Raw genomic sequence first — 24,161 nt, forward strand, 5'->3', positions numbered from 1 at the left:
GGAATTTCCACTTCTTGATACATTAGCAAAACAAAATTCAACAAAACCCAAATTTTATGATAAATTTTAAGAAAAACTTCAAAGAACTTCAACTATGGCAGTTTTTTCAAAGAACCCTTTTACTTCCTCTCTATCACACTCTGGGAATGGAGCTTCTTCCAATGCTTTCTTCTCAAGGAACTCTTTAAGAGTTTCACGAGCATTCTTACCAAAGACAATTAAAAAGTTCTCACCTCTCTTAGCACCAACTTTCTTTATTGCTTCTCCAATTTGCAGAGTTCCTGCAAGTCTGAGGAGGATCTCACCTTTTACTGTTTTTGCTTTATTTGTTCCTCTTTCAAACGACTTCAATGCCAATATAGTAGCAAACACAACATGCTCCCAACATTCAACGCTTGTTATCTGCATATTTTCGGGTAACTCTTCAAATATCGATGAAACATCTTTGAGTATAATTCTGCTAATTGCAATTTCTTGTCCTCTCCATTTTATAACTTTCAAATTTACCCCTCCAACTTTTCAGTGCAAATGCAAAATATTAAACTTTTCCCCTATACTCAAAAATGTCCCAATACTAAAAAATCTTTTGATAGTCCACTTTTTTTCTAAAAATTTTTTGAAATTCATATTATTATGATATTAAAATCACAGCAAAAAGTATTTAACTAATTAAAGCAAATGAAAAAATTAGCAGCTTCATGTACTAGGAGGCTCAGCGATGACAAAGATGAAGATAATTAGTGTGCAAATACCGCAAGGTCTTCTAAATGCTATTGATACCCTCGTAAAGAGGGGAGTTTATCCCAATAGAAGTGAAGTCATAAGAGAAGCTATCAGGGAGCTAGTAAAAAAGGAACTCTACAAACTTGAAGCAGAGGAAAGAGCAACTCCTGAGTACATACTCGAATAAGTTGTGATTATATTGATTCAACAATTAAGCCCGGGGGTTAAAGACAATGGTGTGGAAGCTCTTAGAACAGGCGGGTATTAACTTGGACTTTGACGAAAACACAAAAGATAAGTTTATGAGTTATGGAGAAAATCTGGAAGGATCAATAAAGATTGCAATCATAGGGGTTGGCGGTTCTGGAAATAATACAATTACGAGGCTTTATGAGTTAGGTGTTCAAGGTGCAGAATTAATTGCCATGAATACTGATGCCCAACATTTAGCGAGAACCAAGGCACACAAGAAAATTCTTCTTGGAAAGAACATAACTCACGGCAAAGGTTCTGGTGGTGACCCAAGAATTGGATATTTAGCTGCTGAGGCTAGTGCACAAGAAATTGCTGAAGTTGTCAAGGATGTTGACTTGGTCTTCATAACTGCAGGAATGGGTAACGGAACTGGAACTGGAGCTGCACCAGTTGTTGCAAAGATAATCAAGGAAGTCGCAAGAAATAATGGAAGATATCAAGAACCACTCGTTGTTAGCGTTGTAACTTACCCCTTCTCAACTGAAGGAATAAGGAGAATTGAGAAAGCAAAAGCTGGGATCCAAGCTTTGCTTCAATACTCAGATACTGTTGTGATAATTGAAAATGATAAACTTCTTGAGCTTGTCCCGAACTTGCCTCTCTCAGCAGCATTTAGATTTGCTGATGAGATTATAGCAAGAATGGTCAAGGGTATAACCGAAACAATAAAGTTCCCATCTATTGTCAACATTGACTTTGCAGATATCTACAGCATCATGAAGAATGGGGGTGCAGCTTTAATTGGTATTGGGGAGAGTGATTCAAAGAATAGAGCTGTTGATGCTGTTATAAATGCCCTCAACAACAAGATGCTCGATGTTGAATTTGGAAGCGGTGAAGCCGCACTTATTCACTTTACAGTTGGTCCAGATGTGAAGCTTGGAGAAGTCCATGAGGCAATGAAAATAGTTTATGGAAAGCTTGGCAAGAAGTCAGAGATAAAATGGGGTGCAATGATTGATGAAGACCTAGGCAAAACTGTCAGAGCTATGGTTATAATGACTGGAGTTAGGTCACCACATATTTTAAGCGGCGAAGTTAACGCACTTCAAGATGGAAATAGGATTCTTATGCCAAAAGATGACAAAATTAGTGTAATTTTTAACCAAACAATAGGAACCGAGAAGGCTAAACCACAAGTAAATAAAATTGTTGAAAGGATATTTAGAGATTTCTACCATCTCTGAGATTTCTCTTTTATTTCAACTTAATCTGTCTGTAGGTGATAATATGGCGAGAGTAATCAGCATAGCTAATCAAAAAGGTGGGGTAGGAAAGACTACAATTACGATGAACCTTGGATTTGCCTTAGCAAACATGGGAAAAAAGGTTCTGTTAGTAGACATAGATCCTCAGTTTAATCTAACTTTTGGACTAATAGGAATGGACGTCCTAAATTATGAAGACAGAAATGTTGGAACGGTAATGACGAGAGAAAGCAGTGTTGAAGAGGCTATCGTTGAGGTTAGAGAGAATTTACACTTAATTCCTTCCCATTTAAATCTCTCGGCAAGGGAAATTGAAATTATAAATGCTTATAACAGAGAAAGAAGACTGGAAAAAGCACTAAAGCCAATTCTCCCAGATTACGACTATGTTCTTATTGACAATCCTCCTAGCATGGGGATTTTCCTAGTAAATTCCCTTACGACTTCAGATTATGTTTTGATTCCTCTTGAGCTTAGCTATTTCGGAGTAATTGGAATGCAACTCATGTTCAATCTGATGAAAATGATTAAGGAAGAAACAAACGAGAACCTTACTCTCCTCGGATTAGTCCCCAACAAATTTACAAGGCAAACAAAAGTACCAATGATGCGCTTAAAGGAACTAAAAGAGACATATCCGAATGCGCCTTTGCTGACTACCATACCCAAGTCAGTTGCTCTTGAAAAAGCTCAATCTCAAGGAGTTAGTATATTTGAGTTTGAAGGTGATGGAAGGGCTGCAAAAGCATTTTTAAAGCTTGCAAAAGAGGTGGTTACTCTTGTCGAAGGAGAGAGGTAAAATCCCGCAACTATTTTCAGGTTCAATTGACGAACTCACAAAGCCAAAGGCAAAGAAAGCTGATAAGAAAAGAAAAGAACTAAAGAAAATTAAGAAGCAGAAAACACTATACATCAGCCAAGATACTAATTTGAAACTGATTGAACTCTATGCAGAGGAGGGAAGAAGACAAAGCAACATCGTTGAAGATGCTGTGAACCTTTATTATTATCTCAAAAAGGCTATGGGTGAAAAGAATTTTGATGAATTGATGAGCGCTGTGCTTAAAGAAGATCCAGAATTCCTAAGAGAATATCTGGAAAAATTCAGGCTCTAGATCATCTAATCATCCACCAGGATTAAATCAGCCCATAAAATCATTCGCAGAATATTTCCACTATCCTCTCTATTATTTTACTTGTCTTTGCAATATCACTCTTATACAAGTAGGGTACCCTTATGACCTCAGCGTTGATACCATGCTGCCTCAGTTGTTTTTTAAAATCTTCACATTTGAAATCTTGATCAGGTCCCAAAGCTATAACATCAGGATTTATTTTCTTTACAAGCTCAAAACTTATTCCATTTGGCTCTCCAATATAAACCTCATCAACCATCTTTAGAGCTTTTAAAAGTTCCGCTCTCTCATACATTGAGTTTATTGGAGGTCTCCCCTTTCTTCGTACAACAGTCTCATCATGTGCAACTATTACGATAAGCTCATCCCCAAGTTTCTTTGCTTGGTTCAAAAAATGAATATGTCCAACGTGAAGGATATCAAAAACTCCCCCCACAAGTACTCTTATCTTCTTTCTCCGCTCCTCATTCATGGTCTCACCGTCAGCTCCCAGATTTTATCCTTTGCATGGTGAATTACTTTCACTGCCTTTCCTCTGTTCTTCTCTTTCATCTCTTTGCCGCCCATCAATGCAATCCCAATCGCGAGAGGTCTTCCATAATTTTCTTCAACAACAAAGACAAAATCGCCTTCTTTTATCTCTTCATCAGCATCAACTATTCCCGGGGCCATTACATCGGCACCTTTCAAGATGAATGGAACAGCACCTTCATCAACTACAACCCTTCGCTTCCATTTTCTCAGATCTTCCTCATTCGAGAGCTCATACAAAGCTATTACCAGAGGGAAAACCAAACCATTTCGCTTTATAAACATTGGCTTTCCATTAACAAACAAAATCTGAGTTGTTTTATCAAATTCAGCAAGCTGAACGTTATCCTTTTTGCTTATCAGATTTTTAGCTACTTCCTCTCCAAAAATTGCACTCATCTCCCGGATTATCTCCTTGATTTCCTTTTTGCTCAAAGGGTGCTTAATCTTCAGCATTCAGCTCACCCCAAAGGCTTTTAGCAGCTTCTCTCGGGTTGTCAGCATTATAAATTGCCCTTCCCATAATTATGTAATCAGCACAGCTTTTAAAGCTTCTTTAACTCTTCTCCTTGAGCACCTATTCTAGGGGTTAGGATTTTTATATCTTTATCAAGGGCTTAAAGGTCATTTGCTATCTCTATGAGCTTATCAGTAATTGGCCGTATGAACTCATGAGCAACAAGTTAATCTTTATCGTCCAAAGGTAATCTTTAGTCTCCTCCGCTATTTTCAATGCTTTGTCCTTTTCATAAACGTCCAATGCTAGGATAATCATTCGCCCACCTCAAGGATCTCCTTGGGAAGCTCACTCTTTTTAAGGGTTAATGCAACATGGATTGCACTTTTAATGGCATCCGCTTTATCTTCAGCCCATGTAACAACGATTAAATCTCCCTCTTCTGGATTAAGCTTTTTCAAGTCCTCTGCAAGCTTGGGAAGGGTTTCTTTTAATGACCTTCCATCTTCTGGGAATACAATCTCACCATTTCTACAAACAAGAATCATAGCACCTCTGGCAAAATAACGAATAGCTTCGTCTCTAAGTTCTATGCTCTTAAATTGCGGTGGATTCTTAACAAGAAGAGCATAAGTAGGCATGTTTTCGACTTTTTCAACTTCAACCGGCTCAGAGAATAGGGTGGTTATTTCAGATAGAACTTTAAGACCCTTTTCATTCAAATAGTGTCCCTTTTGTTTTGATTCAATTAATCCCATCTTTGAAAGCTTTTTTAAAAGGGTTCTAACGCTGCCCTCACCAAGGTCAAGCTCCTCAGAAATCTGCTTTCTTCCTCTCGGAGTTTTTAAGAGGAAAAGCGTTGCAACCGCATCTTCAAGAGTAAACTCTGGGTAAGCACCTCTCTTCCAGCCCATTTCCTCACCTCTCAGAATTATCTCGCTCAGCTGATAAATAAATGTTTTTATTTAGAAATTAGATGTAGAAAAGAAAAGAGGTCAGAATATCAACGGTGCTCTATATTCACCCCAGACTTCTCTTAAAACATCAGTAACCTCACCAAGTGTCGCCAAATGCCTGTGCGCTTCAATAATGTATGGCATTAAGTTCACATCCTCCTTCTCAGCAGCATTTCTCAGCTTGTCTAAAGCCTCCTCTACCTTCTTGTTATCCCTTTCACTCCTCAATTTCTTCAAGCGCTCAATCTGCTTGTCTCTAATGCTTGGATCAACCTTAAGAATCTCAACCTCAATCGGCTCATCCACGACAAACTTGTTGACACCAACGATAATTCTCTTGCCCTCTTCAATCTCTTTCTGATACTTATAAGCGGAATCTGCAATCTCCTTCTGAATATAACCGCGCTCAATAGCCCTCATCATTCCACCCATGCGCTCAATTTTCTCAATGTATTTCATGGCCTCCTCCTCGATGTGGTCAGTGAGCCATTCAATGTAATATGCACCTCCAAGTGGGTCAATTGTGTCAACAACTCCGCTCTCATAAGCGATAATCTGCTGTGTTCTCAAAGCAATCCTAACACTCTTCTCCGTCGGGAGTGACAAAGCCTCATCATAGCTGTTAGTGTGCAATGATTGTGTTCCACCCAATACTGCAGCTAAAGCTTGGATTGTAACTCTGATAATGTTGTTCTCTGGCTGCTGAGCTGTAAGCGTTGAACCAGCTGTCTGGGTGTGGAATCTAAGCAGCATGGACTTCGGATTCTTTGCGCCGAATTTTTCCTTCATTATCCTAGCCCACAACCTCCTTGCAGCTCTGAACTTTGCAATCTCCTCAAGGAAGTTGTTGTGGGCATTGAAGAAGAAGCTCAACCTTGGAGCGAACTTATCAACGTCCATTCCTCTTTCTATAACAGCTTTAACGTATTCGATACCATCAGCCAAAGTGAAGGCAACCTCCTGCACTGCATTTGCACCGGCTTCCCTAATGTGGTAACCACTTATTGAAATTGGATTCCACTTTGGAACGTGCTCGGCACAGTACATGATTATATCGGTGGTCAATCTCATTGAAGGCTGTGGCGGGAATATGTAAGTTCCCCTCGCAATATACTCCTTGAGGATATCGTTTTGGACAGTTCCTCTCAAAACGTGCTGTGGGACGCCCTGCTTCTCAGCAACAAGGATGTACATTGCCAAGAGATTTGCGGCTGTAGAGTTGATTGTCATTGAAGTTGAAACCTTATCGAGAGGAATCCCATCGAAGAGAATTTCCATATCCCAGAGAGAATCGATGGCAACACCAACTTTACCAACCTCACCTTCAGCCATCGGGTGATCGCTGTCATAACCAAGCTGAGTAGGTAAATCAAAAGCCACGCTTAATCCCGTCTGTCCCTGCTCTAAAAGATACTTATAACGCTTGTTTGATTCCTCAGCAGTGGCATAACCTGCATATTGTCTCATGGTCCAGAATCTTCCTCTATACATTGTTGCATAAACTCCCCTTGTAAAGGGATACTGTCCAGGAAAGCCAAGCTTTTCCATGTAGTCCCAATCTTCTCCAAGGTCAGCAGGAGTGTAAATCCTTTTAATTTCAAAACCATCATCTGTCATGAATTTTTCCTTCCTCTCTGGTCTTTTTGCAATTAAAGGTTTGACAACATTTTCTTCCCACTCTTGCTCGGCTTTCTTAATCTCCTCAAGCTTTTTCTTATCGAAGGTCATCAGTACCACCAGATGAGCTTTAGCTCTCAACATATAAAAACCTTTTACATAACTAAAGGTTGAACTTGACATCGGATATTTTATCCATCTTTAGGAAAAGCTTAACTTAGCTCAAGCTAATTTCAGAATTGATGATAATCTATGGAATAGGTCTTGACACTTCAGCAAAGGTTGCTTTTCAAAGTCATGCACATACGGACCATTTTGTTAGTGGAAATGTTATATTCTCTACAAAGGCAACTAAATTTTTGAGCCATTTAAGGAAAGGCGGATTTTATAAAGTAGTACCTTTCGGGAAAAGTTTTTACATTGGTGATTATAAAGCCAAGCTTTATCCAGCTGGTCACATGTTAGGCTCTGCCCAAATCTATATTGAATTTGATGAGTTTTCTCTACTTTATACTGGGGATGTTAAATGGTTTAGGCTCAGAACTGCCGAAAAGAGCAGATTTAGGAAAGCTGATATCCTGATAATTGAAGCAACTTTTGGTGTTCCCATGTATAATTTTCCTTCACCTAAGGAAGCAGAAAAGAAACTTATTGCTTTTGTTGAGAGTGTTCTTGACAAGGGAAAAACACCAACACTTTATGCAAACCAGATGGGGAAAGCTCAGGAACTTTTGAAGATTCTTGACGTCCATGGCTATACTGTGAGGACCTCTAGGGACATAATTAAAGTTGCAAGAATATATGAGAAATTTGGGATTAAATTTAAAAACATAGATAATGACGGAGAAGTACTTTTAAGAGGATTTAGAAGTCCAAAACCTAGGAATTCACTTTCACCTTACGAACTCTACGTTTCTGGATTTGGTAACTTAAAGCTCAGCAATCATGGTGATTTTTGGGAACTTATGAGGATTGTAGAGAAAGTCAAGCCGGAAAAAATTTACACTGTCTATGGACATGCAAAAGAATTTTCAAAAATCCTAAAAGGCTTAGGTTATGACGCAACTGCTATAGACAAAGATTGCTGTTTGTATTGTTACAAAAATATTTAAAGACTAATGTGTAAATTGCTATCATGAACTATAGCAAGCGCAAATGGTATAGTTTACGTAGGCGCAAATTTCTGAATCACTTTATTAGTACTCATAAGAAACGAGTTATCAAAAAGAAAGAACTAGTCTATGAAATAAAGCTACAAAAGCTTCAAGATATGATGGATACTCTAGCTGGGTGGGTAGAAGTTGCAAATATTGAGAAAGATCTCAAACATGATTTTCTCCATGATTTGAAGATGTTTGAGGAGTTTTTATCAACTTTCCTCACTCGATCTACACTAAATAACTTTAACTACTACACCTTAAAAACTTGGGAAAATAAAATTGACTCACTTGCACATGAAATTTCCAAACAAAGAAATCCATTCTTTAAACTCCTCTATTCAAGATTCAAGCTTTCTCTAGACGAATTCTATAGAGAGCTGGGAATTAGATGAGCTATGTTTAAATAGTCCAATCACAAATTTCACAATGGTGAGGAATATGAAAACGGGAATTGAATTCTTCGATGAAAATATCATCAAAGAAGGCTTTCCAGATGGTTCCTTAATTCTAATTGCTGGAGAACCAGGTACTGGAAAGACTATTTTTACATCAACAATAGTCTATAATGGACTTGAAAAGTTTGGAGAGAAAGGTATGTATATCTCGCTTTCAGAGACAAAAGAAGATTTCTACAGTGAGATGAAGAGACTCGGCATGGATTTTGAAAAATATGAAAAAAGTGGACTCTTTAGGTTTGTAGATTTAGTTACTGTAACTCCCGAGGCCATTGACAAGGAAATTGAACTCATCATGAAAGAAATTTTAAGCTTCCAACCAAAGCGCATTGTCATAGACTCAATTAGTGCACTCACCCAGCTCCTAGGGGTAGAAAGAACAAGAATCTTTCTCCACACGACACTATCTCGTTTCATAAAATCGTTTAATGCTGTTGCATTTTTGATAGCTGAAAAACCTCTAGGAAAAGAGAGCATAGGATATGGCGTAGAAGAGTTTGTTGTCGATGGTGTTATAATGCTTAAGTACATAAGCCTCGGAGAAGTCAGGAGGAGAGTAATGGAAATTCCAAAAATGAGAAAAAGAAGCATTGAAAAATCCCAATACGAGTATGTAATAACAGACAGAGGAATAGAGTTCTTAGCTATTCCCGATCTTATCAGGGATGAAGAAGATGCACCAGAGGAAAAGGTGAGTACAGGAATAAAAGAACTTGATGCGATTTTAGACGGTGGAGTTTACAGAGGTTCAATAACATTAATTGTTGGAATGACGGGAACTGGAAAAACTACTTTTGGCTTACATTTTGCAATAGCAAATGCCCTCCAGGGAAGAAAAGCAATATACATTTCTTTTGAAGAACCTGTAGGTCAGCTGAAGAGAGCAGCAAAGAGATATGGAATGCCCATTGATGAAGTTCTGGATAAAACATTAAAGATGTTCAGTTGGGTTCCAGAAGCAAAGAGTCCAGTTTACACATTCTTCAAGATTAGAGAAATCATCGACGAGTATGAACCTGAAGTTCTCATAATTGACAGCTTGACTTCGCTTCGAGAACATATGAATGAAATCGAGCTCGAAAAGATGCTTAGGTATTTGGGTCTTGCAATAAAACAGCACAAAATAGCTACCTACATCACGCTTAATGCAGAAACAGACTTTGAAACAGTTCCATTCACTAAGGCAAGCACGCTCTCAGACAATATTCTTGGATTGAAATATGTTGTGAAAAACGATATTATAGAAAGACGTTTGGCAGTTATTAAAGCCAGAGGCTCCAATCATTCTAGGAAGATACACAAATATGAGATAACTGATAAGGGGGTGAGGATTTATGAGTAATACTGAAGAGATTGTTGTTAAGGCAGTAATTTATGCAGTTGAAAAAGCTAATCCTACCCTTAAAAATCTTTTAGAATTTCACTTAAAGACTACAACGGGAAAAGGTTATGAGCTTGCCTATGAGGATCCAAAGAAGTTCAAAGAAGCAGTTTCAAAACTTTTTGGAGAGTACAGCGGAAGATTGCTTGAAATGTTAATTATAAGCTACTTTAAAGAGAAAGTTGGATTAAAGGAGAATATAGAGGATTTAGAGGATCTTGTGAAGTACGTCAAGAGAATCTACGGGGAGTAAAGATGAATGCCAATCCATTAGAGATTTTAAAGGAATCTTCTAAGAGAATAAGCCCAACACTTATTGAATACGAAATTGGAAGCGAGGTTGAAATTGTACTGTATCATTTAATAGCAAAACTTAGACCAGAATATCAAGATTTCATTGTAGTGTCCTTTCATGATGCATACCTAGCTCTAAGGAAGTATCTCGAAAACACCTTATCCCATGAGGAAATTAACAAAATTTTCAACAACATACATCTAGTTTCTGTAAATCCCGTGCTAGAGACTTCAGAAAGCAAACCTAATGATGTGATAAAAAGTACCCACCACGATATAATTGTTGGAAGGATTTTAGAGATAGCTTCAAGAATACAGGGGAGAGCATTGTTCCTGATTTTGGGGCTTGATTTCTATGGAATCCGGATCGGAAAAGAAGAGTTAATAGATCTCTTTCCAGCGCTTGTTTCAGCAATTGGACGAAAAAGAGACAGTAACTTAATAATGACTCTCAACGTTAAGGTATTCCCTCAGAGTGTCGTTGAAATTGTGAACAGTTTTGCATTTAATGTTGCTCATTTAGGCATTGAGATTCACGACAAAGACTTAAAAAGATATATAACCCTAATAAGAACGATATTCCTAGAGTACAACCTCAAAAAATGGTACTACAGGCTTTTTGGAAAAGAACTTATATTCAAACCTGCTAATCCTGAGGACTAACTTTTTAAGTTCGCTCCTTTTCTTTTTACAAAAGTCCCAATAGAGGTGATGCTCATGGAAATCAACTTAAAAGAACAAAAAGTCGTTAAGGATATAAAGCTGAGAAAAGGTATGACTGCAGGTGAAATAACCAGACAGCTCTTTGAGAGCGGAGGTTTCGTTGCAAAGAAGTTTGCATTGGCAGTTGACATCCTGGAAAAGATGATAAAAGACAAGGATACATTCAAGTTTCTAAGCTTTCCAGCATGCATAATGGCAACAGGAACGAGGGGAATAATTGTAGATTTGATTAAAAATAAGCTCTTCGATGCTGTAATTACCACTTGCGGAACTCTAGACCATGACCTAGCAAGACTCTGGAAGCCATACTATCATGGGAGCTTTCTGATGGATGATAAGGAACTCCACAAGCAAGGGATAAATAGGCTTGGAAATGTCTTAGTGCCCAACGACAGCTACTGGATTGTTGAGGAAAAGCTACAGGGAATATTTCAGGATATCTATGATTCGGGCAAAAGAAGATTAGCAACGTATGAGCTTGTGTGGGAAATTGGAAAACGCTTGGAGAATGAAGAAGGCAAAGAGAACAGCTTCATCTATTGGGCATATAAAAACGAAATTCCAGTTTTCATTCCTGGAATTACCGATGGGGCAGTTGGCTATCAACTATGGCTTTTCATTCAGGATAAAGAAGACTTTATCATTGATGTTTTCAAAGATGAAACAAAATTGGATGAAATAATGGCATCACTGGCTTCAAACAACAGAAAGAGCGGCGCTTTGATGATTGGTGGGGGAATTTCAAAACACCACACAATATGGTGGAATCAGTTTTGGAAGGAAGGCCTCGACTATGCTGTTTACATAACGACAGCAGTTGAATGGGACGGCTCATTGAGCGGTGCAAGGATGAGAGAAGCAGTCTCATGGGGCAAAGTAAGAGAAAATGCAAGATACGTTACCGTTGAGGGTGATGCAACCGTTTTGCTGCCGTTCATGATTGCTTCCCTGCTGGAGAGACTTTGATTTTTTGATTCCATTTTTATGCCTCAATATCAAAACATTATTAAACTTCAAAAGCCAATTCTCTAATGCCCGGGGAGCACCGCCGAAGGCGGAGTCTATGAACTTGGGCGGGTTATTGCCCCCATTCATTCTTGAGAAGCTAAGTTTGCTTGCAAAAGGCTGAAGTTAAAAGCAAGGAGAAAAGAAAGGACTCACATACCAAGCTCTTCTTTAATGGTCTCGGCAAGCTTCTGGATTCCAATCTTAATCTTCTCCTCGTCAACATATGTAAAGTTCAAGCGCATTGTGTTTTTGACATCTCTGTATGCAAAGAAGGCCTCTCCCGGCACGTAAGCAACGCCTTTCTTTACGGCTTTTTCAAGCATCAGCTTTGTGTCAATGCTCTCTGGAACAGTTGCCCAGACGAACATACCACCTTCTGGCTTTGTCCATTTAACACCTTCAGGCATATAGTCCTCGAGGGCATCAAGCATGGCATCTCTCTTTGGCTTGTAGAACTCGATTATCTTTGGAATATGCTTCTCTAAGAGTCCTTTTTCAAGGAATCTCCATGCAACAACTTGTCCAAAGGTGTTTGTACACAGGTCTACAGCCTGCTTTGCAATCTCAAGCTTTCTGATGAAGTGAGGCTCACCTGCAATCCATCCTAACCTGAATCCCGGAGCAAGTATCTTTGAGAAAGTTCCAAAGTAAAAGACTCTTCCTTCAGTATCGAACTTCTTTATTGGTGGAACTGGCTTTCCGGAATAGCGAAGCTCTCCATATGGGTCATCTTCAACAATGAGAAAGTCATATTCATTTGCAAGCTCCACAAGGTACTTCCTCCTTTCTTCGCTCATTGTAACACCTGCTGGGTTCTGGAAAGTTGGGACTGTATAAACGAACTTAACTTTCTTACCCTCCGCTTTAAGCTCTTTGAGCTTCTCCTCGAGGAGATCAACTCTCATTCCCTCATCGTCAAGTGGAATCTGAATGAACTTCGGATCATAGTACTTAAAGGCATTTAGCGCTGCCAGATAAGTTGGAGCCTCAACTACTATCAAATCCCCAGGATTAATAAAGGTCCTCCCCATAAGATCCAGAGCTTGTTGTGAGCCTGATACAATCATAATGTCAACTTTTGAAATCGGAATTCCATACCTGTCCCTTAACCACTCTGCAAGCTTGAGTCTTAGTGGTGTGAATCCTTTCGTTGTTCCGTATTGTAATGCCTTATCAGCATGCTCTCTAACTACTTCTTGGACTATCTCTTCGATCTGTTCAACTGGAAATGTTGCTGGATTTGGCAATCCTCCCGCCATTGAGATTACATCAGATGCTTCAACGAGCTTTAAAAGCTCTCTAATTTCAGATGCTTTCATCTGCAAAGCTTTATCTGAGAAATAACTTTCATAATTCAGGGTTTTGGATTCTAATTTCTTTTGAAGTGCCTCCTCCATATTCATAACCTCCAAAACTTTATAATGCACAAGTTTGATCACATCCCCAATTCTATACATGGAGAACTTTGTGGCAATTAAATATAAAGCTTTCGGCATTGGTCGTGAATACCCTTTATGTTTGTAAAGAAAAAATACTACTTTATTTTAAGCACATCAAAGCTCTATTACGAACATCAATGAACAGGAAGAGTAAAGAGCACACAAAAGGGTAAGTATATAAAGCCCTATGAAAAAAATAAGCCCTAATAGAAATTTGGAGGGAGTAATATGAGGCTAGTTAAGGAGGTTTATGAAATAGCTGAAAAAATCAAGAACATGGAAATCAGAGGTGCAGGTAAAATAGCTCGTTCCGCAGCTTTAGCTCTTCAAATACAAGCTGAGAAAAGCCAGGCAAAGAATTCAGATGAACTCTGGAAGGAACTAAAGGAAGCGGCAAAGCTTCTGCACTCAACTAGACCAACTGCAGTTTCTCTGCCAAATGCTTTGAGATACGTTATGTACCGTGGTAAAATAGCATATCAAGGTGGGGCAGATCTAGATCAACTGAAATTCATCGTAATCAATGCAGCAAAGGAATTTATACATAACTCGGAGAAGGCCATAGAAAGAATAGCAGAGTTTGGAGCAAAAAGAATTGAAGATGGCGATGTAATAATGACTCACTGCCACTCAAAAGCAGCCATTGGAGTCATGAAAAAGGCTTGGGATGAGGGAAAGGACATCAAAGTAATTGTAACTGAGACAAGACCTAAATGGCAGGGCAAGCTGACGGCTAGGGAATTGGCCGAATACGGCATCCCAGTTATCTATGTTGTTGACTCAGCAGCAAGGCACTATATGAAGATGACTGATAAGGTTGTCATGGGAGCTGATTCAATAACAGCCAATGGGGCTGTGATAAACAAGATTGGTACGGCTCTAATAGCTTTAACAGCCAAGGAACACAGGGTTTGGGTCATGATTGCAGCCGAAACATACAAGTTCCATCCAGAGACAATGCTAGGTCAGCTGGTTGAGATTGAAATGAGAGATCCATACGAAGTCATTCCAAAGGAAGAACTTGAGACATGGCCGAAGAACATTGAAGTCTGGAATCCAGCATTCGATGTAACTCCCGCAGAATACATTGATGTCATAATAACTGAGAAAGGAGTAATTCCACCGTATGCAGCAATTGACATATTGAAGGAAGAGTTTGGTTGGGCTTTCAAGTATACGGAACCTTGGGAAGACTGATACTATTCATTTTTATTTTTATGTCCTTTGATCAGAAACTAAAAAAGAGTAAGAGAGATTAGGGCTTCCTGACTACAAATAGTGCGTGATCTTTTTCGTATGGCTCCAATGAGATTCTCTCAACAATCTCAAAGTATTCACTCAACTCCTTTTCAACCATCTTGAAAACTTCTTCCGGTTCCTTTGTAACGTCAATACTCCTGCTCTTAACGGCAATCATTCCATAGCCACCGCTCTTGAGATAAGCCTTTGCGTTGTCAATCAGGATTTTTGCCTGTGTTGGCTGAGCAACGTCCTCAAAGATAACATCAACCTTAGTAACGAGTGCCCTGTATTCTTCGGGCTTTGTTGCATCTCCAAGGATTGGAACTATGTTTCTCCTTTCCTCAACAATCGGCACAAGCTCTCTCAAAACTCTCGGTGAGAACTCAATACCAAAGATTTTGCCCTCCCATCCAATGATATCACTCACGTGGGAAGCAGTTGTACCACTTGCAATTCCCAAATAGAGGACGCTCTTTCCGGGTTTAATAGGGAAGTTTTTGAGGCCGTTCATTATTGCAGCGCCAAGTTTTGACCTCCTTGGATTCCAAATTCTGTATTCTTCACCTTCCCACTTAACTATCCTCTCTCCATAAACTTTCTGTCCCGGAACTAAATTCTTAGTCGCAATTTTCTCGCTTCCATCTTCATCAATGAATATATAAACGCCAGGGAATTTGTGCTTTTTAATCTTCATCTATCTCACCTCCTTCTTCTACCCTTCTCTTTTCCGCCTTTGAACTTCTTTCCTTTTTCCTTCCCTTTGAACTTCTTACTCTTCTTGAACTTCTCCTTCTTTTTCTTCTTCGACTTCTCCTTCCTCTTTGGTGGGTTTGGATACTTCTCTTTAATTTCCTTGATTCTTGCCTCAAGCTCTTTCTTCAGCTCCTCAGCTATGTATTCACCTGAGAAGTAGTCCACACGAGCGGCGATTGCTAACTTACCAGCCAATGCTCTTGCAATCTTTCCACGCTGCCACCATGGAGACTTGTTGATTGCTGGGTACTGGTAGATAACACCGTGCTTTGGCGGCTTAGCACCAGTCCTTAAGTGCCTGAAGAGAGCTTTTTCAGCACCGAGGACTTGAATTGTTGAGGATGGCATCATTGCCAACTCTTTCAGTCCGCCAGCCAAACTTATTAAACGAGCGGCAAGCTTTGCACCAACAAGACCTTTGAGGTTTGGTGCAACATCATCCATCGCCCTGTCAATGTAATCTTCAATCTCTTCTCTAAGCTTGTAGAGGTCATCAATTTCCTTAGCAAAATCCTGAATTATCTTGATGTCCTTTTCATCCATCCATGCACCCATGGTCTTTTCTTTAGCCTTGAGAATCTTCTCGATTTTACCTTCGCTAAAGCCGAGTTTCTCAAGGTTTTCTTTAGTTGCATTCTCTCTGTGTCCTATGTTCTTAACAAATGCAACATACTGCGGGTGCTTTGGCAAAATTTCATCAAGCTCTGGGAAGTGAAGTGAGTACCACTCCCTAAGCCTTGAGACGAGCAGGTTTATGACCTTATCAATGTCATCTAAAGCTTCAATTGCCTGAATCACCATCTTATCCCTTGCACCGCTCTGCTCCTGAATCCTTAAGCGAGTCAAAGCCACGCCAACAGAATAATAGCGCTCAAACCACTCCTTGCCGAGGAACTCCTCGGGCTTTTCTCTGAGTATTTCTCCAGCCAAATTTGGAAATTCTGCATCTGCATTAAAGCCAAGCTCTTTAACAGCTCTGCTTAAGTCAGGGTGCTCAAAAACGAACTCATCATAACCTTTCTCCTTAAGCTCTTCGAGAAATGCAATTAAATCATCAGTAATCTCACCAGATAAGAGCTTATCCAAAGCTATCTCGGGCTTTTCTCTGTACTCTCTCTTGGCGATTAAGTTGCCACTCTCATCGAAGGCATAAATCCCTTGAACGTTTTCGCTTATGTAAGCTTTCATCAACATCACCTTCTTATCATTTTGCTAAAGAGATATAAAAGGATTGAGCTTTTAAACCTAAGCTTCTGCTTCAAGAAGATTAAAGTCCGAAATGGTTTATCTTAGTGAAGCTGTTAAAAACTTAGTATCAAAAACTAAAGGTTAGAAAAGCCTTTTTATATCTGAAACATATATCTGTAAATGGTGATACATATGCCGACAATTAAGATTTCCGTTACAGGTGAAAGTGTTTCTCCAACAAGAATGATAGTTAAAGGGAAGAAAACTGAGTATATCGTTGACAAGGATGATTCAAGTCCCCTCGAGTATATTCTTGCGGCATTGGCTGGCTGTATAAATATAGTTGGATTTATGGTTGCTAAGGACATGGACTTAAACATAGAGAAAATTTTCATAGAGATAGAGGGAAAGCTCAACACAGACAAACTCATGGGTAAAAACGTTGAAGATAGAGCGGGATATAAGGAGATTAAAGTGAAAGTGAAAGTTCAAGGGAACGTCGAAGAGGGGAAGCTCAAAGAATGGATGGCTAAAGTTGAAGAGAGATGTCCAATAGGAGATAACATAATGAACGAAACCCCCGTCTGTGTTGAAGTCGAAAAAGCTTAGCTCTTTACTTTCCCTTTTTAAAAAAGTTTAAAGAGAAAAATACTTACTTTAATCTTTTGATGGCAGATATGGAATTATCCAGCTCAGAAAGCTATCCAGACTTCTTGTTTGAATATAAAGAGTTCCTGTTCCATAGAACTCCGCCACTAATCCTTCTCCGCTCAAGAGAGTGCTCTTTAATCCACCAACTCTCCTCACTTTAAAGTCCAGCCCTTCGCTAAATGCAACTAAATGTCCTGTATCCAAGATAAAGTGCTCATTGTTTAACTCAACTTTCTGAATTGCGCCGTAGCTTGAGAGAAACACCACACCTCTTCCGCTCATTTTCAGAAGGAACAAACCCTCTCTCGCGAAAAATGTCTTTGCCCCTCCCCACTTTGTGTCGATGTTTATCTCAGCAGAGCTTGCCAAAAACGCCCCGCTCTGAGCATATAGCGTCCCGTCAATCTCAAAAACCTCAATGTCACCAGGATAAGGAGGTGCAAGCCCTATTTTTCCAGCCCCACCTTCAGCTCTAAAAATGTTTATGAAAAAGCTTTCTCCAGCTAAAAGAGACCTCTTGAGTGCTCCAAAAATTCCACCTTTTGCTTTCGTTTCCATCTTAATATTTGGACTCATAAAAACCATAGCACCAGATTCCGCTTGTAGTGCTTCCCCTTTCTCCAATTCAACTTCAACCAAACTAAAACTCGGCCTATGTTTTATCTCATACTTCACAAATATCACCTAAACTTTAACTATCAATAGTGGTATATATCACTTCCTATCGCTAATTGACGAAGAACAGTTGACTTTTTACCGAAAGACTTTTATAAGGGGGTTAGATATTTCCCAAAGAACGTCAAGTTCAACGCTTTTTACAGGTGATGCCAATGAGAAAACTGCTGAAGCCAGTTAAAGATGTCGGTATCGTGGGTTATGGCGCGTATATACCTATGTTCAGAATTAAAAATGCCGAAATCGGCAGAGTATGGGGGGTTAGCGGATTCCCAATTGAAGAAAAAGCTGTAAACAATCTCGATGAGGATGCATTAACAATAGGAATTGAGGCAGCAAGAAACGCCTTAAAGAGGGCTAAAATCGACCCCAAACTTATTAGGGCAATCTGGTTTGGTTCTGAGTCAAAACCTTACGCAGTTAAGCCTTCTGCAACCGTTATAGCTGAAGCAATTGGAGCAACTCCAGATTTAGACGCTGCAGATTTTGAATTTGCTTGTAAAGCTGGAACTGAGGCTTTGCAAGCAGCAATAGGTTTTGTTGGTTCTGGAATGGCAGAATATGCTATGGCAATTGGAGCCGACACTGCCCAAGGAAGACCTGGTGACCATCTTGAATTCACAGCAGCAGCTGGAGGAGCAGCTTACATCGTCGGAGAGAAGAGCTCAGAAACTTTAGCATACTTTGAAGGAAGCTACTCTTACGTTACGGACACCCCAGACTTCTGGAGAAGACAGCATGAGCACTATCCAAGACACGGGAACAGATTCACCGGAGAACCAGCTTACTTCCACCATGTGATTAGTGCCGCCAAAGGATTGATGGAAGAGTTAGGACTGACAGTTAATGATTTTGACTACGCTGTCTTCCACCAGCCAAACGTTAAGTTCCCACTTACAGCTGCAAAAATTTTGGGTATTCCAATTGAGAAAGTTAAACCCGGTCTTCTCAGCGGGGTGATAGGCAACACATACAGCGGTGCAACTTTAGTTGGAGTTTCTGCCGTTTTGGACATAGCAAAGCCCGGCGAGAGAATCCTTTGGGTTAGCTTTGGCTCTGGAGCAGGAAGCGACGCTTTCAGCTTAGTCGTACAAGATGCAATCGAGGAAAAGAGAGACTTGGCACCAAAGACGTGGGACTACATAAACAGGAAGAAGTACATTGACTATGCACTGTACGTGAAACACAGAGGAAAGCTCATTATGTGAGGTGGTTGAAATGAAAAAGGCTGTAATAATTGGAGTTGGCATGACTCCAGTTGGAGAGCACTGGAAGACAAGCCTGAGAGATCTGGCCGTTGAGGCTTTGCTGAATGCAATGGATGACGCTAACATTGACAAAGTTGATTCCCTTTATGTAGGAAACATGATTTCTGGGCCATTCGTTGAACAGGAAAATCTTGGAGCCTTAATTGCAGACTGGGCTGGTTTGGGACACATTCCAGCTGTAAAAATTGAGGCCGCTTGTGCCTCTGGAGGAGCTGCAGTTCAAGAAGGTGCTAAAGCTGTCATGAGCGGTCTTGAAGATGTCGTTGCTGTTGTTGGAGTGGAAAAGATGACGGATGTTTGGCCAAGTGATGCTACAAGATACTTGGCTTATGCTTCTGATGCTGAATGGGAGCTGTTCCACGGAGCAAGCTTTGTAGCTTTGAATGCCCTTGTCATGCGCTATTACATGCACACATATGGTTATACAGAGGAGGACTTAGCGTTATTCGCTGTTAATGCTCACATAAATGGTGCAAAAAACCCATATGCAATGTTTAAGAAGCCAATAAAGGTCGAGACAGTTTTGAAGAGTCCATACATAGCCGACCCGCTCAAGCTGTTTGATGCCTCTCCAGTCTGTGACGGTGCCGCAGCTGTTATCATAACAACGCCTGAAAAAGCGAAGGAGCTCGGAATTCCAAAAGAAAAGTGGGTTGAGATAGCTGGAATGGGAAGGGCAATTGATACAATCAACCTGGCAAACAGGAAGGACTTGCTCAGACTTAAAGCTGCAGAAGTTGCAGCCGAGAGAGCCTACAAGATGGCTGCTATAACACCAAAGGATGTTGACATCTTCGAGGTTCACGATGCATTCACAATAATGGCCGCTTTGAGCTTGGAAGCCGTAGGTGCTGCTGAACGCGGTAAGGGTGCGGAGCTGGCTAAGGAAGGGCAGATCGCGATTGACGGTGATTATCCAATCCAAACAATGGGTGGACTTAAGGCAAGAGGACACCCAGTTGGTGCAACAGGAGTTTATCAGACCGTTGAAGCAGCTTTACAGCTCAGAGGAGAAGCACCAAATCAAGTGCCCGATGCAGAGATTGCACTAACGCAGAACATCGGAGGAACAGGTTCAAACATAACCGTAACAATCCTTAGGAGGGTTTGAAAATGGGGAAGCCAATGCAGGTTTCAAGATTTTGGAGACACTTTAAAGAGAAGTACCGCTTAGTTGGGAGTAAGTGCAAAAAGTGCGGAAAGATTCACTTCCCCCCAAGACAAGTGTGTAATGAGTGTGGAAGCAAAGAGATGGAAGAGATACAGCTCAGTGGAAGAGGAAAGGTCATCAGCTGGACTATTGTGAGAAACCCTCCAAGCGGCTTTGAATATTACAAACCCTATCCACTAGCATTGATTGAGCTTGAAGAGGGCCCAATAATTTTGGCCCAGCTCACAGATGTTGACCCAGAAGAAATTACCTTCGGAATGGAGGTTGAGATGGTCACGAGGAAGATAAGAGAATTCAACGAAGACGGAATAATCATCTATGGATACAAGTTCAGACCGCCGATTAAATGATCAGCAAGGAATAGCTTGTCTCTTATTCTCTTTTTCTGATTTTTCAGCTTCTTTTTCTACATCCTTAACCATCCTAACCCAAATTCCACTTTGCTCAGCAACTCTGAAGCCATACTTCTCATAGAACTTAATCGCCTTCTTATTCTTCTCCCCAACCCAGAGCTCTATTTTATCGTTGTATTTGCTCAGATAGCAGAGACATTTATCCATGAGTTTTTTTTCCAATGCTCTTACCTTGATACCGCTTATCAACCACGAATTCATGGATAGCCCCGACAACTCTCCCCTCATATTTGCTGAACCAGTCTTTATCACAAACGATAAATCCAACGATTTCATCACCGATTTTAGCAATAAAAAAGCCGTCTTTAGCTTTATTCCAACACCATCTCAAATATCTCCGCGCATATCTCCTACCTTCTCCACCATATTCTGGCATATCCTCATAGCCCCTCATGTAAACATCAACAAGCTTTTCCAAAACCTCTTGATTGAATTCTTCCAGCTTTTCTATCTTTACTTCCTCTTCCACCGTCATCACTATTAAGTTAGGAGATGGACTTAAAAAGCATAGGGTTTTTATGGTTTGAGGGAGAGAGTAGAGCAGAAGAAGGTGGTTTTAATGGGAAAGGCAAAGCCAAAAATTTGCGAAATTTGCGGTGCTGAAATCAGAGGACAAGGACACACTGTAAAAATTGAAGGTGCAGAGCTCTTAGTTTGCTCTAACTGTTATAGAAAATATGGAAGAAAGAAGCCAGGAACGTTCAGCATAATGCCCACTGGAAGGGAGCCTAGAAGAGCATATAAACCAAGACCAAAGCCACAGCAAAAACCCTACCGTGAGAAACCTCTCTATACCGAGGACATTGTTGAGGATTACGCTGAGAGAGTTTACCAAGCGATACAGAGAAGCAAGTTAAGCTATGAGGAACTTTCACACAGAGTGGGACTTTCTGTCAACGTGCTTAGAAGGATTGCCCATGGTGAGTACATGCCAACCATTGAGGAAGCTAAAAAGTTAGAGAGATATTTCAAGATAAAACTCATTGAAAGAGTGGAAGAAGTGCATGAGGAGAAAGTCAGCATTCCAAAAGATTATGAACCGACTCTCGGTGACATTGCAAGAATAAAAATCAAGAAGAAAAAGAAGAAATGAGCATTAGAAAGAACACCCCAGAATAACTCAAACAGATACTAAGAGATGAAAAAGCAGTAAGGACACTTCAGTAAAACTCCTCTCCTTCCTCTTCTACTTCCTCAATTTTCTGCTCAATCTTCTTAACTTTCGGCGGATGAAAGCCCTTAAGCTTTTCAAAAGTCCCCCATAAGCGCAAAAGTTCCTTGTGAACTGGACTTCCTGGAGGAATCACAATTATATGAGCAGGTGGATGGATATCTCTCAGACGACCAATTGCCTTAGCTGGAGGTAAGTCAATCTGAGCAACCACATGAGCTCTGTATTTTTTCCTCGGCTTTTCCCCAACAATTTTTTCAAACGCCCAATCTGAAAGTGCAGGGGGTATTATCTTTGGGTCTCCCCTAATCTGCATTCCACCATATCTCACAAGGTCAGCCAAAGCCACCATTGCTTTGTCAAAGTTGTCTGTCCTTATTAGCACAATCGTGTTTAGCATTATCTTCACCAACCTTCTCTCATTCTTGGAGTTTTTAAAGGTTTGTCATTTTTAATTACCGAAAGTTTTAAAAACAATTTGTTAGGAAAAATGATTGTATAAGGAGGTGGAAGGAATGTTTCTGAAGAAACGACACTTGGAGATAATCAGAGAGATGACAAAGACTGAGAACCAAGCTGAAATCCAAGAAAAGCTCCCAGAAGAGTTCCAGATTAGAGCTCTGGAACTCTACATATTGGGATTTGCAGAGCTTGAAGGTAACAAGATAAAGTTCACAGAAGCTGGGAAAAAGCTGTTGAAGATAGCTGAAAAGATCAACATTGATGACCTGCCAGATATTTTTGTTGATTCCGAAATCATAAAGATATTAGAGCTTTTAGAGGGGACAGGACAAGTCCCAGAAGAATGGCTAGCTTTACTTAAGGAGCGCAAGCTGGCTGATGAGAACGGTTTAACAGAGGTTGGAAAAGCTGTTTTAGAACTTTACAAGGAAACACACCCATTAGTTTACCTCACACCAGAGATAGTTTCATTTCTCAGGGGAATGCCAAAGATTGGAACTCTGGATGAACTTATAACATACAAGAACTCAAGGCAATATGGGGATAACATAATAAATGCCCTTCAAGCAATGCGTTTGCTGTTAATTTCACCTCAAACTGAAAAAGGAAAAGCATTCGCAACAACTCCAGCAACTAAACTTGCTCTTAAAGCAGTTCAGATGATTCCAGTATTTGCAAGGGCAATAGTTCTGAGGAAAGAGGACTTCGAGATGCTCAAATCTGGAAAGAGCACAGCCCAGCTTAGAGATATGGGATTAGCTGATGAAAAAGGAACCACGGAGCTTGGAAAGGTTATAATGGACACCTATGAAGCTATGGGCAAAAAAGAGGAGAAAGTCCTGCCGATTTACCTGCTAGACGATGAGCTTACAGTGTTGAAAGCAATTCAGGAGATTGAAGGCAAATATGAGAAAAATCCTGACATACTGCCAACCTATAAAGAAATTGAGAAGATTGCAAAGGTTAATGATTTGGGCGAAATTTTACATCTGTTAGAGTCAAAAGAGCTCATCAGGAGAGAACTAGTTAAGAACAAGGACACATACTGGCTCACCAAATGGGGAAAAGATGCCATAAAATTTGGAACCGTCAGTCCGGATGGAATGAAAGCTTTAACATATGCAGAAAGCGGCGACGTGCCGATAGCTGAATGGGTGATTCAAGCAAAGAAAGAAGGACTCATCGCTTACGGAATCACAGATAAAGGAAGATTTTACTTAAAGCTAAGTGCATCAATTAAGAGAAAGCCATATCTGACAATGTATGATTCAGCGATACTCGTTAAGATGCCAAGGAAAAAGTACATCCACAAGGATGAGCTCGTTAAGCTCGTTCAGGATTATGTGAGCGGTGATGAGAAGGCAATCATCAAAGCGATAGGAGAAGCAGAAGCTAAGGGATTCATAGTTGAGCTACAGAACAAGATGGTTAAACTTACAGAGCTTGGAGAGAAAGTGAAGACAGCTATAGAGAATGCAAAAGTCCAAGAGATCATTAAGACAAAATTTGGAGTTACACCAACAACATACAATGTTCTCAAGGTAATTTACGATAACCTCAAGGTGTTCAACAGAATTTGGAAGGAGAGCAAAGAGATCAGAGGATACAAGCAGGATGAAGTGGATGTTATTAAGAAGCACCTCAGCCTAAGTGAAGATGAAATTAAAAAAGCGCTAACAATTTTGAGGGCTTTAGGCCTCCTTGGCGAAAAGAGCCTAACAGAGGCTGGTAAGACTCTAGTTGAGGCCTACGCTTAGTTTTCTATTCTTTTTAACTTTAGCTTTACTTTTGCCAAATTTCTGTAATTTCGATTTGCCTAAATCT

General features: G+C 40.1%; 28 protein-coding genes and 1 pseudogene. 17 read left to right on the top strand and 12 right to left on the bottom strand.

Translation table 11 applies throughout. The features are described from left to right. Positions 1-78: 78 nt before the first annotated feature. Positions 79-501 (bottom strand): KEOPS complex subunit Cgi121, encoded by a 423-nt coding sequence (gene cgi121 / locus TES1_RS06885; RefSeq protein ID WP_042681368.1) that lies wholly within the window; start codon positions 499-501, stop codon positions 79-81. Between the two features lie 217 nt (positions 502-718). Here cgi121 and TES1_RS06890 point away from each other — a divergent pair, with 217 nt between their 5' ends. From TES1_RS06890 to TES1_RS06905, 4 genes are read left to right on the top strand one after another with little or no spacing between them, the layout of a single operon-like run. Continuing rightward, on the top strand, positions 719-910 hold the full coding sequence (locus tag TES1_RS06890) for a ribbon-helix-helix domain-containing protein (RefSeq protein WP_042681370.1): 192 nt from the start codon (positions 719-721) through the stop codon (positions 908-910). A gap of 46 nt (positions 911-956) precedes the next feature. Next, positions 957-2,165 carry a cell division protein FtsZ gene (gene ftsZ / locus TES1_RS06895; RefSeq protein ID WP_042681372.1) on the top strand — a complete coding sequence of 403 codons (1,209 nt, stop codon included), beginning with the start codon at positions 957-959 and terminating at the stop codon, positions 2,163-2,165. A 43-nt stretch (positions 2,166-2,208) separates the two neighbouring features. Further along, on the top strand, positions 2,209-2,985 hold the full coding sequence (locus TES1_RS06900) for a ParA family protein (protein ID WP_042681373.1): 777 nt from the start codon (positions 2,209-2,211) through the stop codon (positions 2,983-2,985). Then, positions 2,966-3,301: a hypothetical protein gene (locus TES1_RS06905; RefSeq protein ID WP_042681375.1), complete on the top strand. Its 336-nt coding sequence runs from the start codon at positions 2,966-2,968 to the stop codon at positions 3,299-3,301. Before TES1_RS06900 ends, TES1_RS06905 begins: the two co-directional genes overlap by 20 nt. A 40-nt stretch (positions 3,302-3,341) precedes the next feature. Here the strand turns inward: TES1_RS06905 and TES1_RS06910 are convergent, their stop codons facing one another. The 5 genes from TES1_RS06910 to TES1_RS06925 all read right to left on the bottom strand — a co-directional run bounded on the left by TES1_RS06910 (position 3,342) and on the right by TES1_RS06925 (position 6,994). Then, complete coding sequence (locus tag TES1_RS06910) at positions 3,342-3,794, bottom strand: adenylyltransferase/cytidyltransferase family protein (protein WP_042681377.1); 453 nt, start codon at positions 3,792-3,794, stop codon at positions 3,342-3,344. Then, complete coding sequence (locus tag TES1_RS06915) at positions 3,791-4,309, bottom strand: RNA-binding protein (RefSeq protein ID WP_042681379.1); 519 nt, start codon at positions 4,307-4,309, stop codon at positions 3,791-3,793. The genes TES1_RS06910 and TES1_RS06915 overlap by 4 nt, the downstream gene beginning before the upstream one ends. A 181-nt stretch (positions 4,310-4,490) precedes the next feature. Next, a complete protein-coding gene (locus TES1_RS11245) occupies positions 4,491-4,628 on the bottom strand; it encodes an orotidine 5'-phosphate decarboxylase / HUMPS family protein (protein WP_265100800.1) in 138 nt (45 codons plus the stop codon). Then, positions 4,625-5,224 (bottom strand): DUF4443 domain-containing protein, encoded by a 600-nt coding sequence (locus TES1_RS06920; protein ID WP_042681381.1) that lies wholly within the window; start codon positions 5,222-5,224, stop codon positions 4,625-4,627. Before TES1_RS06920 ends, TES1_RS11245 begins: the two co-directional genes overlap by 4 nt. Before the next feature lie 81 nt (positions 5,225-5,305). Further along, complete coding sequence (locus TES1_RS06925) at positions 5,306-6,994, bottom strand: acyl-CoA mutase large subunit family protein (protein ID WP_042681382.1); 1,689 nt, start codon at positions 6,992-6,994, stop codon at positions 5,306-5,308. Between the two features lie 131 nt (positions 6,995-7,125). Between TES1_RS06925 and TES1_RS06930 the strand changes: the two genes are divergently transcribed. From TES1_RS06930 to TES1_RS06955, 6 genes are read left to right on the top strand one after another with little or no spacing between them, the layout of a single operon-like run. Then, a complete protein-coding gene (locus tag TES1_RS06930; protein WP_042681384.1) occupies positions 7,126-7,995 on the top strand; it encodes an MBL fold metallo-hydrolase in 870 nt (289 codons plus the stop codon). Between the two features lie 23 nt (positions 7,996-8,018). Beyond that, a complete protein-coding gene (locus TES1_RS06935; protein WP_042681386.1) occupies positions 8,019-8,435 on the top strand; it encodes a hypothetical protein in 417 nt (138 codons plus the stop codon). 46 nt (positions 8,436-8,481) lie between these two features. Then, positions 8,482-9,840, top strand: coding sequence for an ATPase domain-containing protein (locus TES1_RS06940; protein WP_042681388.1), 1,359 nt, complete (start codon positions 8,482-8,484; stop codon positions 9,838-9,840). Then, a complete protein-coding gene (locus tag TES1_RS06945; RefSeq protein WP_042681389.1) occupies positions 9,833-10,132 on the top strand; it encodes a NitrOD5 domain-containing protein in 300 nt (99 codons plus the stop codon). Before TES1_RS06940 ends, TES1_RS06945 begins: the two co-directional genes overlap by 8 nt. A gap of 2 nt (positions 10,133-10,134) precedes the next feature. Continuing rightward, positions 10,135-10,836 (top strand): hypothetical protein, encoded by a 702-nt coding sequence (locus tag TES1_RS06950; RefSeq protein WP_042681392.1) that lies wholly within the window; start codon positions 10,135-10,137, stop codon positions 10,834-10,836. A 54-nt stretch (positions 10,837-10,890) separates the two neighbouring features. Then, complete coding sequence (locus tag TES1_RS06955; RefSeq protein ID WP_173391294.1) at positions 10,891-11,862, top strand: deoxyhypusine synthase; 972 nt, start codon at positions 10,891-10,893, stop codon at positions 11,860-11,862. A gap of 191 nt (positions 11,863-12,053) precedes the next feature. On the opposite strand, the gene TES1_RS06960 is transcribed toward TES1_RS06955, so the two are convergent. Continuing rightward, positions 12,054-13,301: an aminotransferase-like domain-containing protein gene (locus tag TES1_RS06960; protein ID WP_042681394.1), complete on the bottom strand. Its 1,248-nt coding sequence runs from the start codon at positions 13,299-13,301 to the stop codon at positions 12,054-12,056. Between the two features lie 270 nt (positions 13,302-13,571). Between TES1_RS06960 and TES1_RS06965 the strand changes: the two genes are divergently transcribed. After that, positions 13,572-14,540, top strand: a complete 969-nt coding sequence (locus TES1_RS06965) for a ribose 1,5-bisphosphate isomerase (RefSeq protein ID WP_042681396.1) — start codon at positions 13,572-13,574, stop codon at positions 14,538-14,540. 58 nt (positions 14,541-14,598) lie between these two features. On the opposite strand, the gene TES1_RS06970 is transcribed toward TES1_RS06965, so the two are convergent. Continuing rightward, on the bottom strand, positions 14,599-15,279 hold the full coding sequence (locus TES1_RS06970; protein ID WP_042681402.1) for a fibrillarin-like rRNA/tRNA 2'-O-methyltransferase: 681 nt from the start codon (positions 15,277-15,279) through the stop codon (positions 14,599-14,601). Between the two features lie 5 nt (positions 15,280-15,284). After that, positions 15,285-16,526, bottom strand: a complete 1,242-nt coding sequence (locus TES1_RS06975) for a hypothetical protein (protein ID WP_042681404.1) — start codon at positions 16,524-16,526, stop codon at positions 15,285-15,287. Between the two features lie 192 nt (positions 16,527-16,718). Here TES1_RS06975 and TES1_RS06980 point away from each other — a divergent pair, with 192 nt between their 5' ends. Next, positions 16,719-17,135, top strand: a complete 417-nt coding sequence (locus TES1_RS06980) for an OsmC family protein (protein WP_042681406.1) — start codon at positions 16,719-16,721, stop codon at positions 17,133-17,135. 48 nt (positions 17,136-17,183) lie between these two features. On the opposite strand, the gene TES1_RS06985 is transcribed toward TES1_RS06980, so the two are convergent. Next, a complete protein-coding gene (locus TES1_RS06985) occupies positions 17,184-17,852 on the bottom strand; it encodes a TIGR00266 family protein (protein ID WP_042681408.1) in 669 nt (222 codons plus the stop codon). 155 nt (positions 17,853-18,007) lie between these two features. On the opposite strand from TES1_RS06985, the gene TES1_RS06990 reads away from it, so the two are divergent. The 3 genes from TES1_RS06990 to TES1_RS07000 are packed head-to-tail and all read left to right on the top strand — an operon-like array spanning position 18,008 to position 20,641. After that, positions 18,008-19,060 (top strand): hydroxymethylglutaryl-CoA synthase, encoded by a 1,053-nt coding sequence (locus tag TES1_RS06990; protein ID WP_042681410.1) that lies wholly within the window; start codon positions 18,008-18,010, stop codon positions 19,058-19,060. Between the two features lie 10 nt (positions 19,061-19,070). Next, positions 19,071-20,231 carry a thiolase domain-containing protein gene (locus TES1_RS06995; protein WP_042681412.1) on the top strand — a complete coding sequence of 387 codons (1,161 nt, stop codon included), beginning with the start codon at positions 19,071-19,073 and terminating at the stop codon, positions 20,229-20,231. A 2-nt stretch (positions 20,232-20,233) separates the two neighbouring features. Then, the gene (locus tag TES1_RS07000; RefSeq protein ID WP_042681414.1) at positions 20,234-20,641 is read left to right on the top strand and encodes a Zn-ribbon domain-containing OB-fold protein; all 408 of its coding nucleotides are present in this window, start codon (positions 20,234-20,236) and stop codon (positions 20,639-20,641) included. Here the strand turns inward: TES1_RS07000 and TES1_RS07005 are convergent. Next, positions 20,642-21,179 (bottom strand): annotated as a pseudogene (locus TES1_RS07005) (GNAT family N-acetyltransferase). A gap of 84 nt (positions 21,180-21,263) precedes the next feature. Between TES1_RS07005 and TES1_RS07010 the strand changes: the two are divergent. Then, a complete protein-coding gene (locus tag TES1_RS07010) occupies positions 21,264-21,797 on the top strand; it encodes a multiprotein bridging factor aMBF1 (RefSeq protein WP_042681416.1) in 534 nt (177 codons plus the stop codon). A gap of 67 nt (positions 21,798-21,864) precedes the next feature. Here TES1_RS07010 and TES1_RS07015 read toward each other — a convergent pair whose 3' ends face one another. Continuing rightward, a complete protein-coding gene (locus TES1_RS07015; RefSeq protein WP_042681418.1) occupies positions 21,865-22,275 on the bottom strand; it encodes a DUF356 domain-containing protein in 411 nt (136 codons plus the stop codon). A 94-nt stretch (positions 22,276-22,369) separates the two neighbouring features. Between TES1_RS07015 and TES1_RS07020 the strand changes: the two genes are divergently transcribed. Beyond that, the gene (locus TES1_RS07020) at positions 22,370-24,094 is read left to right on the top strand and encodes a DUF505 family protein (RefSeq protein ID WP_227738473.1); all 1,725 of its coding nucleotides are present in this window, start codon (positions 22,370-22,372) and stop codon (positions 24,092-24,094) included. Positions 24,095-24,161: the final 67 nt, after the last annotated feature.

Origin of the sequence: Thermococcus paralvinellae (genome assembly GCF_000517445.1) — an archaeon.
Classification (GTDB): domain Archaea; phylum Methanobacteriota_B; class Thermococci; order Thermococcales; family Thermococcaceae; genus Thermococcus_B; species Thermococcus_B paralvinellae.

Excerpts from the sequence above, each read along its gene's own strand:
- TES1_RS07000 (WP_042681414.1), top strand. The coding sequence starts at position 20,234 with ATGGGGAAGCCAATGCAGGTTTCAAGATTTTGGAGACACTTTAAAGAG.
- TES1_RS06960 (WP_042681394.1), bottom strand. The coding sequence starts at position 13,301 with ATGGAGGAGGCACTTCAAAAGAAATTAGAATCCAAAACCCTGAATTAT.
- TES1_RS06980 (WP_042681406.1), top strand. The coding sequence starts at position 16,719 with ATGCCGACAATTAAGATTTCCGTTACAGGTGAAAGTGTTTCTCCAACA.
- TES1_RS06920 (WP_042681381.1), bottom strand. The coding sequence starts at position 5,224 with ATGGGCTGGAAGAGAGGTGCTTACCCAGAGTTTACTCTTGAAGATGCG.
- TES1_RS06890 (WP_042681370.1), top strand. The coding sequence starts at position 719 with ATGACAAAGATGAAGATAATTAGTGTGCAAATACCGCAAGGTCTTCTA.
- TES1_RS06995 (WP_042681412.1), top strand. The coding sequence starts at position 19,071 with ATGAAAAAGGCTGTAATAATTGGAGTTGGCATGACTCCAGTTGGAGAG.
- TES1_RS06955 (WP_173391294.1), top strand. The coding sequence starts at position 10,891 with ATGGAAATCAACTTAAAAGAACAAAAAGTCGTTAAGGATATAAAGCTG.
- TES1_RS06915 (WP_042681379.1), bottom strand. The coding sequence starts at position 4,309 with ATGCTGAAGATTAAGCACCCTTTGAGCAAAAAGGAAATCAAGGAGATA.
- TES1_RS06965 (WP_042681396.1), top strand. The coding sequence starts at position 13,572 with ATGAGGCTAGTTAAGGAGGTTTATGAAATAGCTGAAAAAATCAAGAAC.
- TES1_RS07010 (WP_042681416.1), top strand. The coding sequence starts at position 21,264 with ATGGGAAAGGCAAAGCCAAAAATTTGCGAAATTTGCGGTGCTGAAATC.
- TES1_RS06925 (WP_042681382.1), bottom strand. The coding sequence starts at position 6,994 with ATGACCTTCGATAAGAAAAAGCTTGAGGAGATTAAGAAAGCCGAGCAA.
- TES1_RS06900 (WP_042681373.1), top strand. The coding sequence starts at position 2,209 with ATGGCGAGAGTAATCAGCATAGCTAATCAAAAAGGTGGGGTAGGAAAG.
- TES1_RS06945 (WP_042681389.1), top strand. The coding sequence starts at position 9,833 with ATGAGTAATACTGAAGAGATTGTTGTTAAGGCAGTAATTTATGCAGTT.
- TES1_RS06950 (WP_042681392.1), top strand. The coding sequence starts at position 10,135 with ATGAATGCCAATCCATTAGAGATTTTAAAGGAATCTTCTAAGAGAATA.
- TES1_RS06910 (WP_042681377.1), bottom strand. The coding sequence starts at position 3,794 with ATGAATGAGGAGCGGAGAAAGAAGATAAGAGTACTTGTGGGGGGAGTT.
- TES1_RS06930 (WP_042681384.1), top strand. The coding sequence starts at position 7,126 with ATGATAATCTATGGAATAGGTCTTGACACTTCAGCAAAGGTTGCTTTT.
- TES1_RS06940 (WP_042681388.1), top strand. The coding sequence starts at position 8,482 with ATGAAAACGGGAATTGAATTCTTCGATGAAAATATCATCAAAGAAGGC.
- TES1_RS06935 (WP_042681386.1), top strand. The coding sequence starts at position 8,019 with ATGAACTATAGCAAGCGCAAATGGTATAGTTTACGTAGGCGCAAATTT.
- TES1_RS07015 (WP_042681418.1), bottom strand. The coding sequence starts at position 22,275 with ATGCTAAACACGATTGTGCTAATAAGGACAGACAACTTTGACAAAGCA.
- TES1_RS06975 (WP_042681404.1), bottom strand. The coding sequence starts at position 16,526 with ATGAAAGCTTACATAAGCGAAAACGTTCAAGGGATTTATGCCTTCGAT.
- TES1_RS06970 (WP_042681402.1), bottom strand. The coding sequence starts at position 15,279 with ATGAAGATTAAAAAGCACAAATTCCCTGGCGTTTATATATTCATTGAT.
- TES1_RS11245 (WP_265100800.1), bottom strand. The coding sequence starts at position 4,628 with ATGATTATCCTAGCATTGGACGTTTATGAAAAGGACAAAGCATTGAAA.
- TES1_RS06990 (WP_042681410.1), top strand. The coding sequence starts at position 18,008 with ATGAGAAAACTGCTGAAGCCAGTTAAAGATGTCGGTATCGTGGGTTAT.
- ftsZ (WP_042681372.1), top strand. The coding sequence starts at position 957 with ATGGTGTGGAAGCTCTTAGAACAGGCGGGTATTAACTTGGACTTTGAC.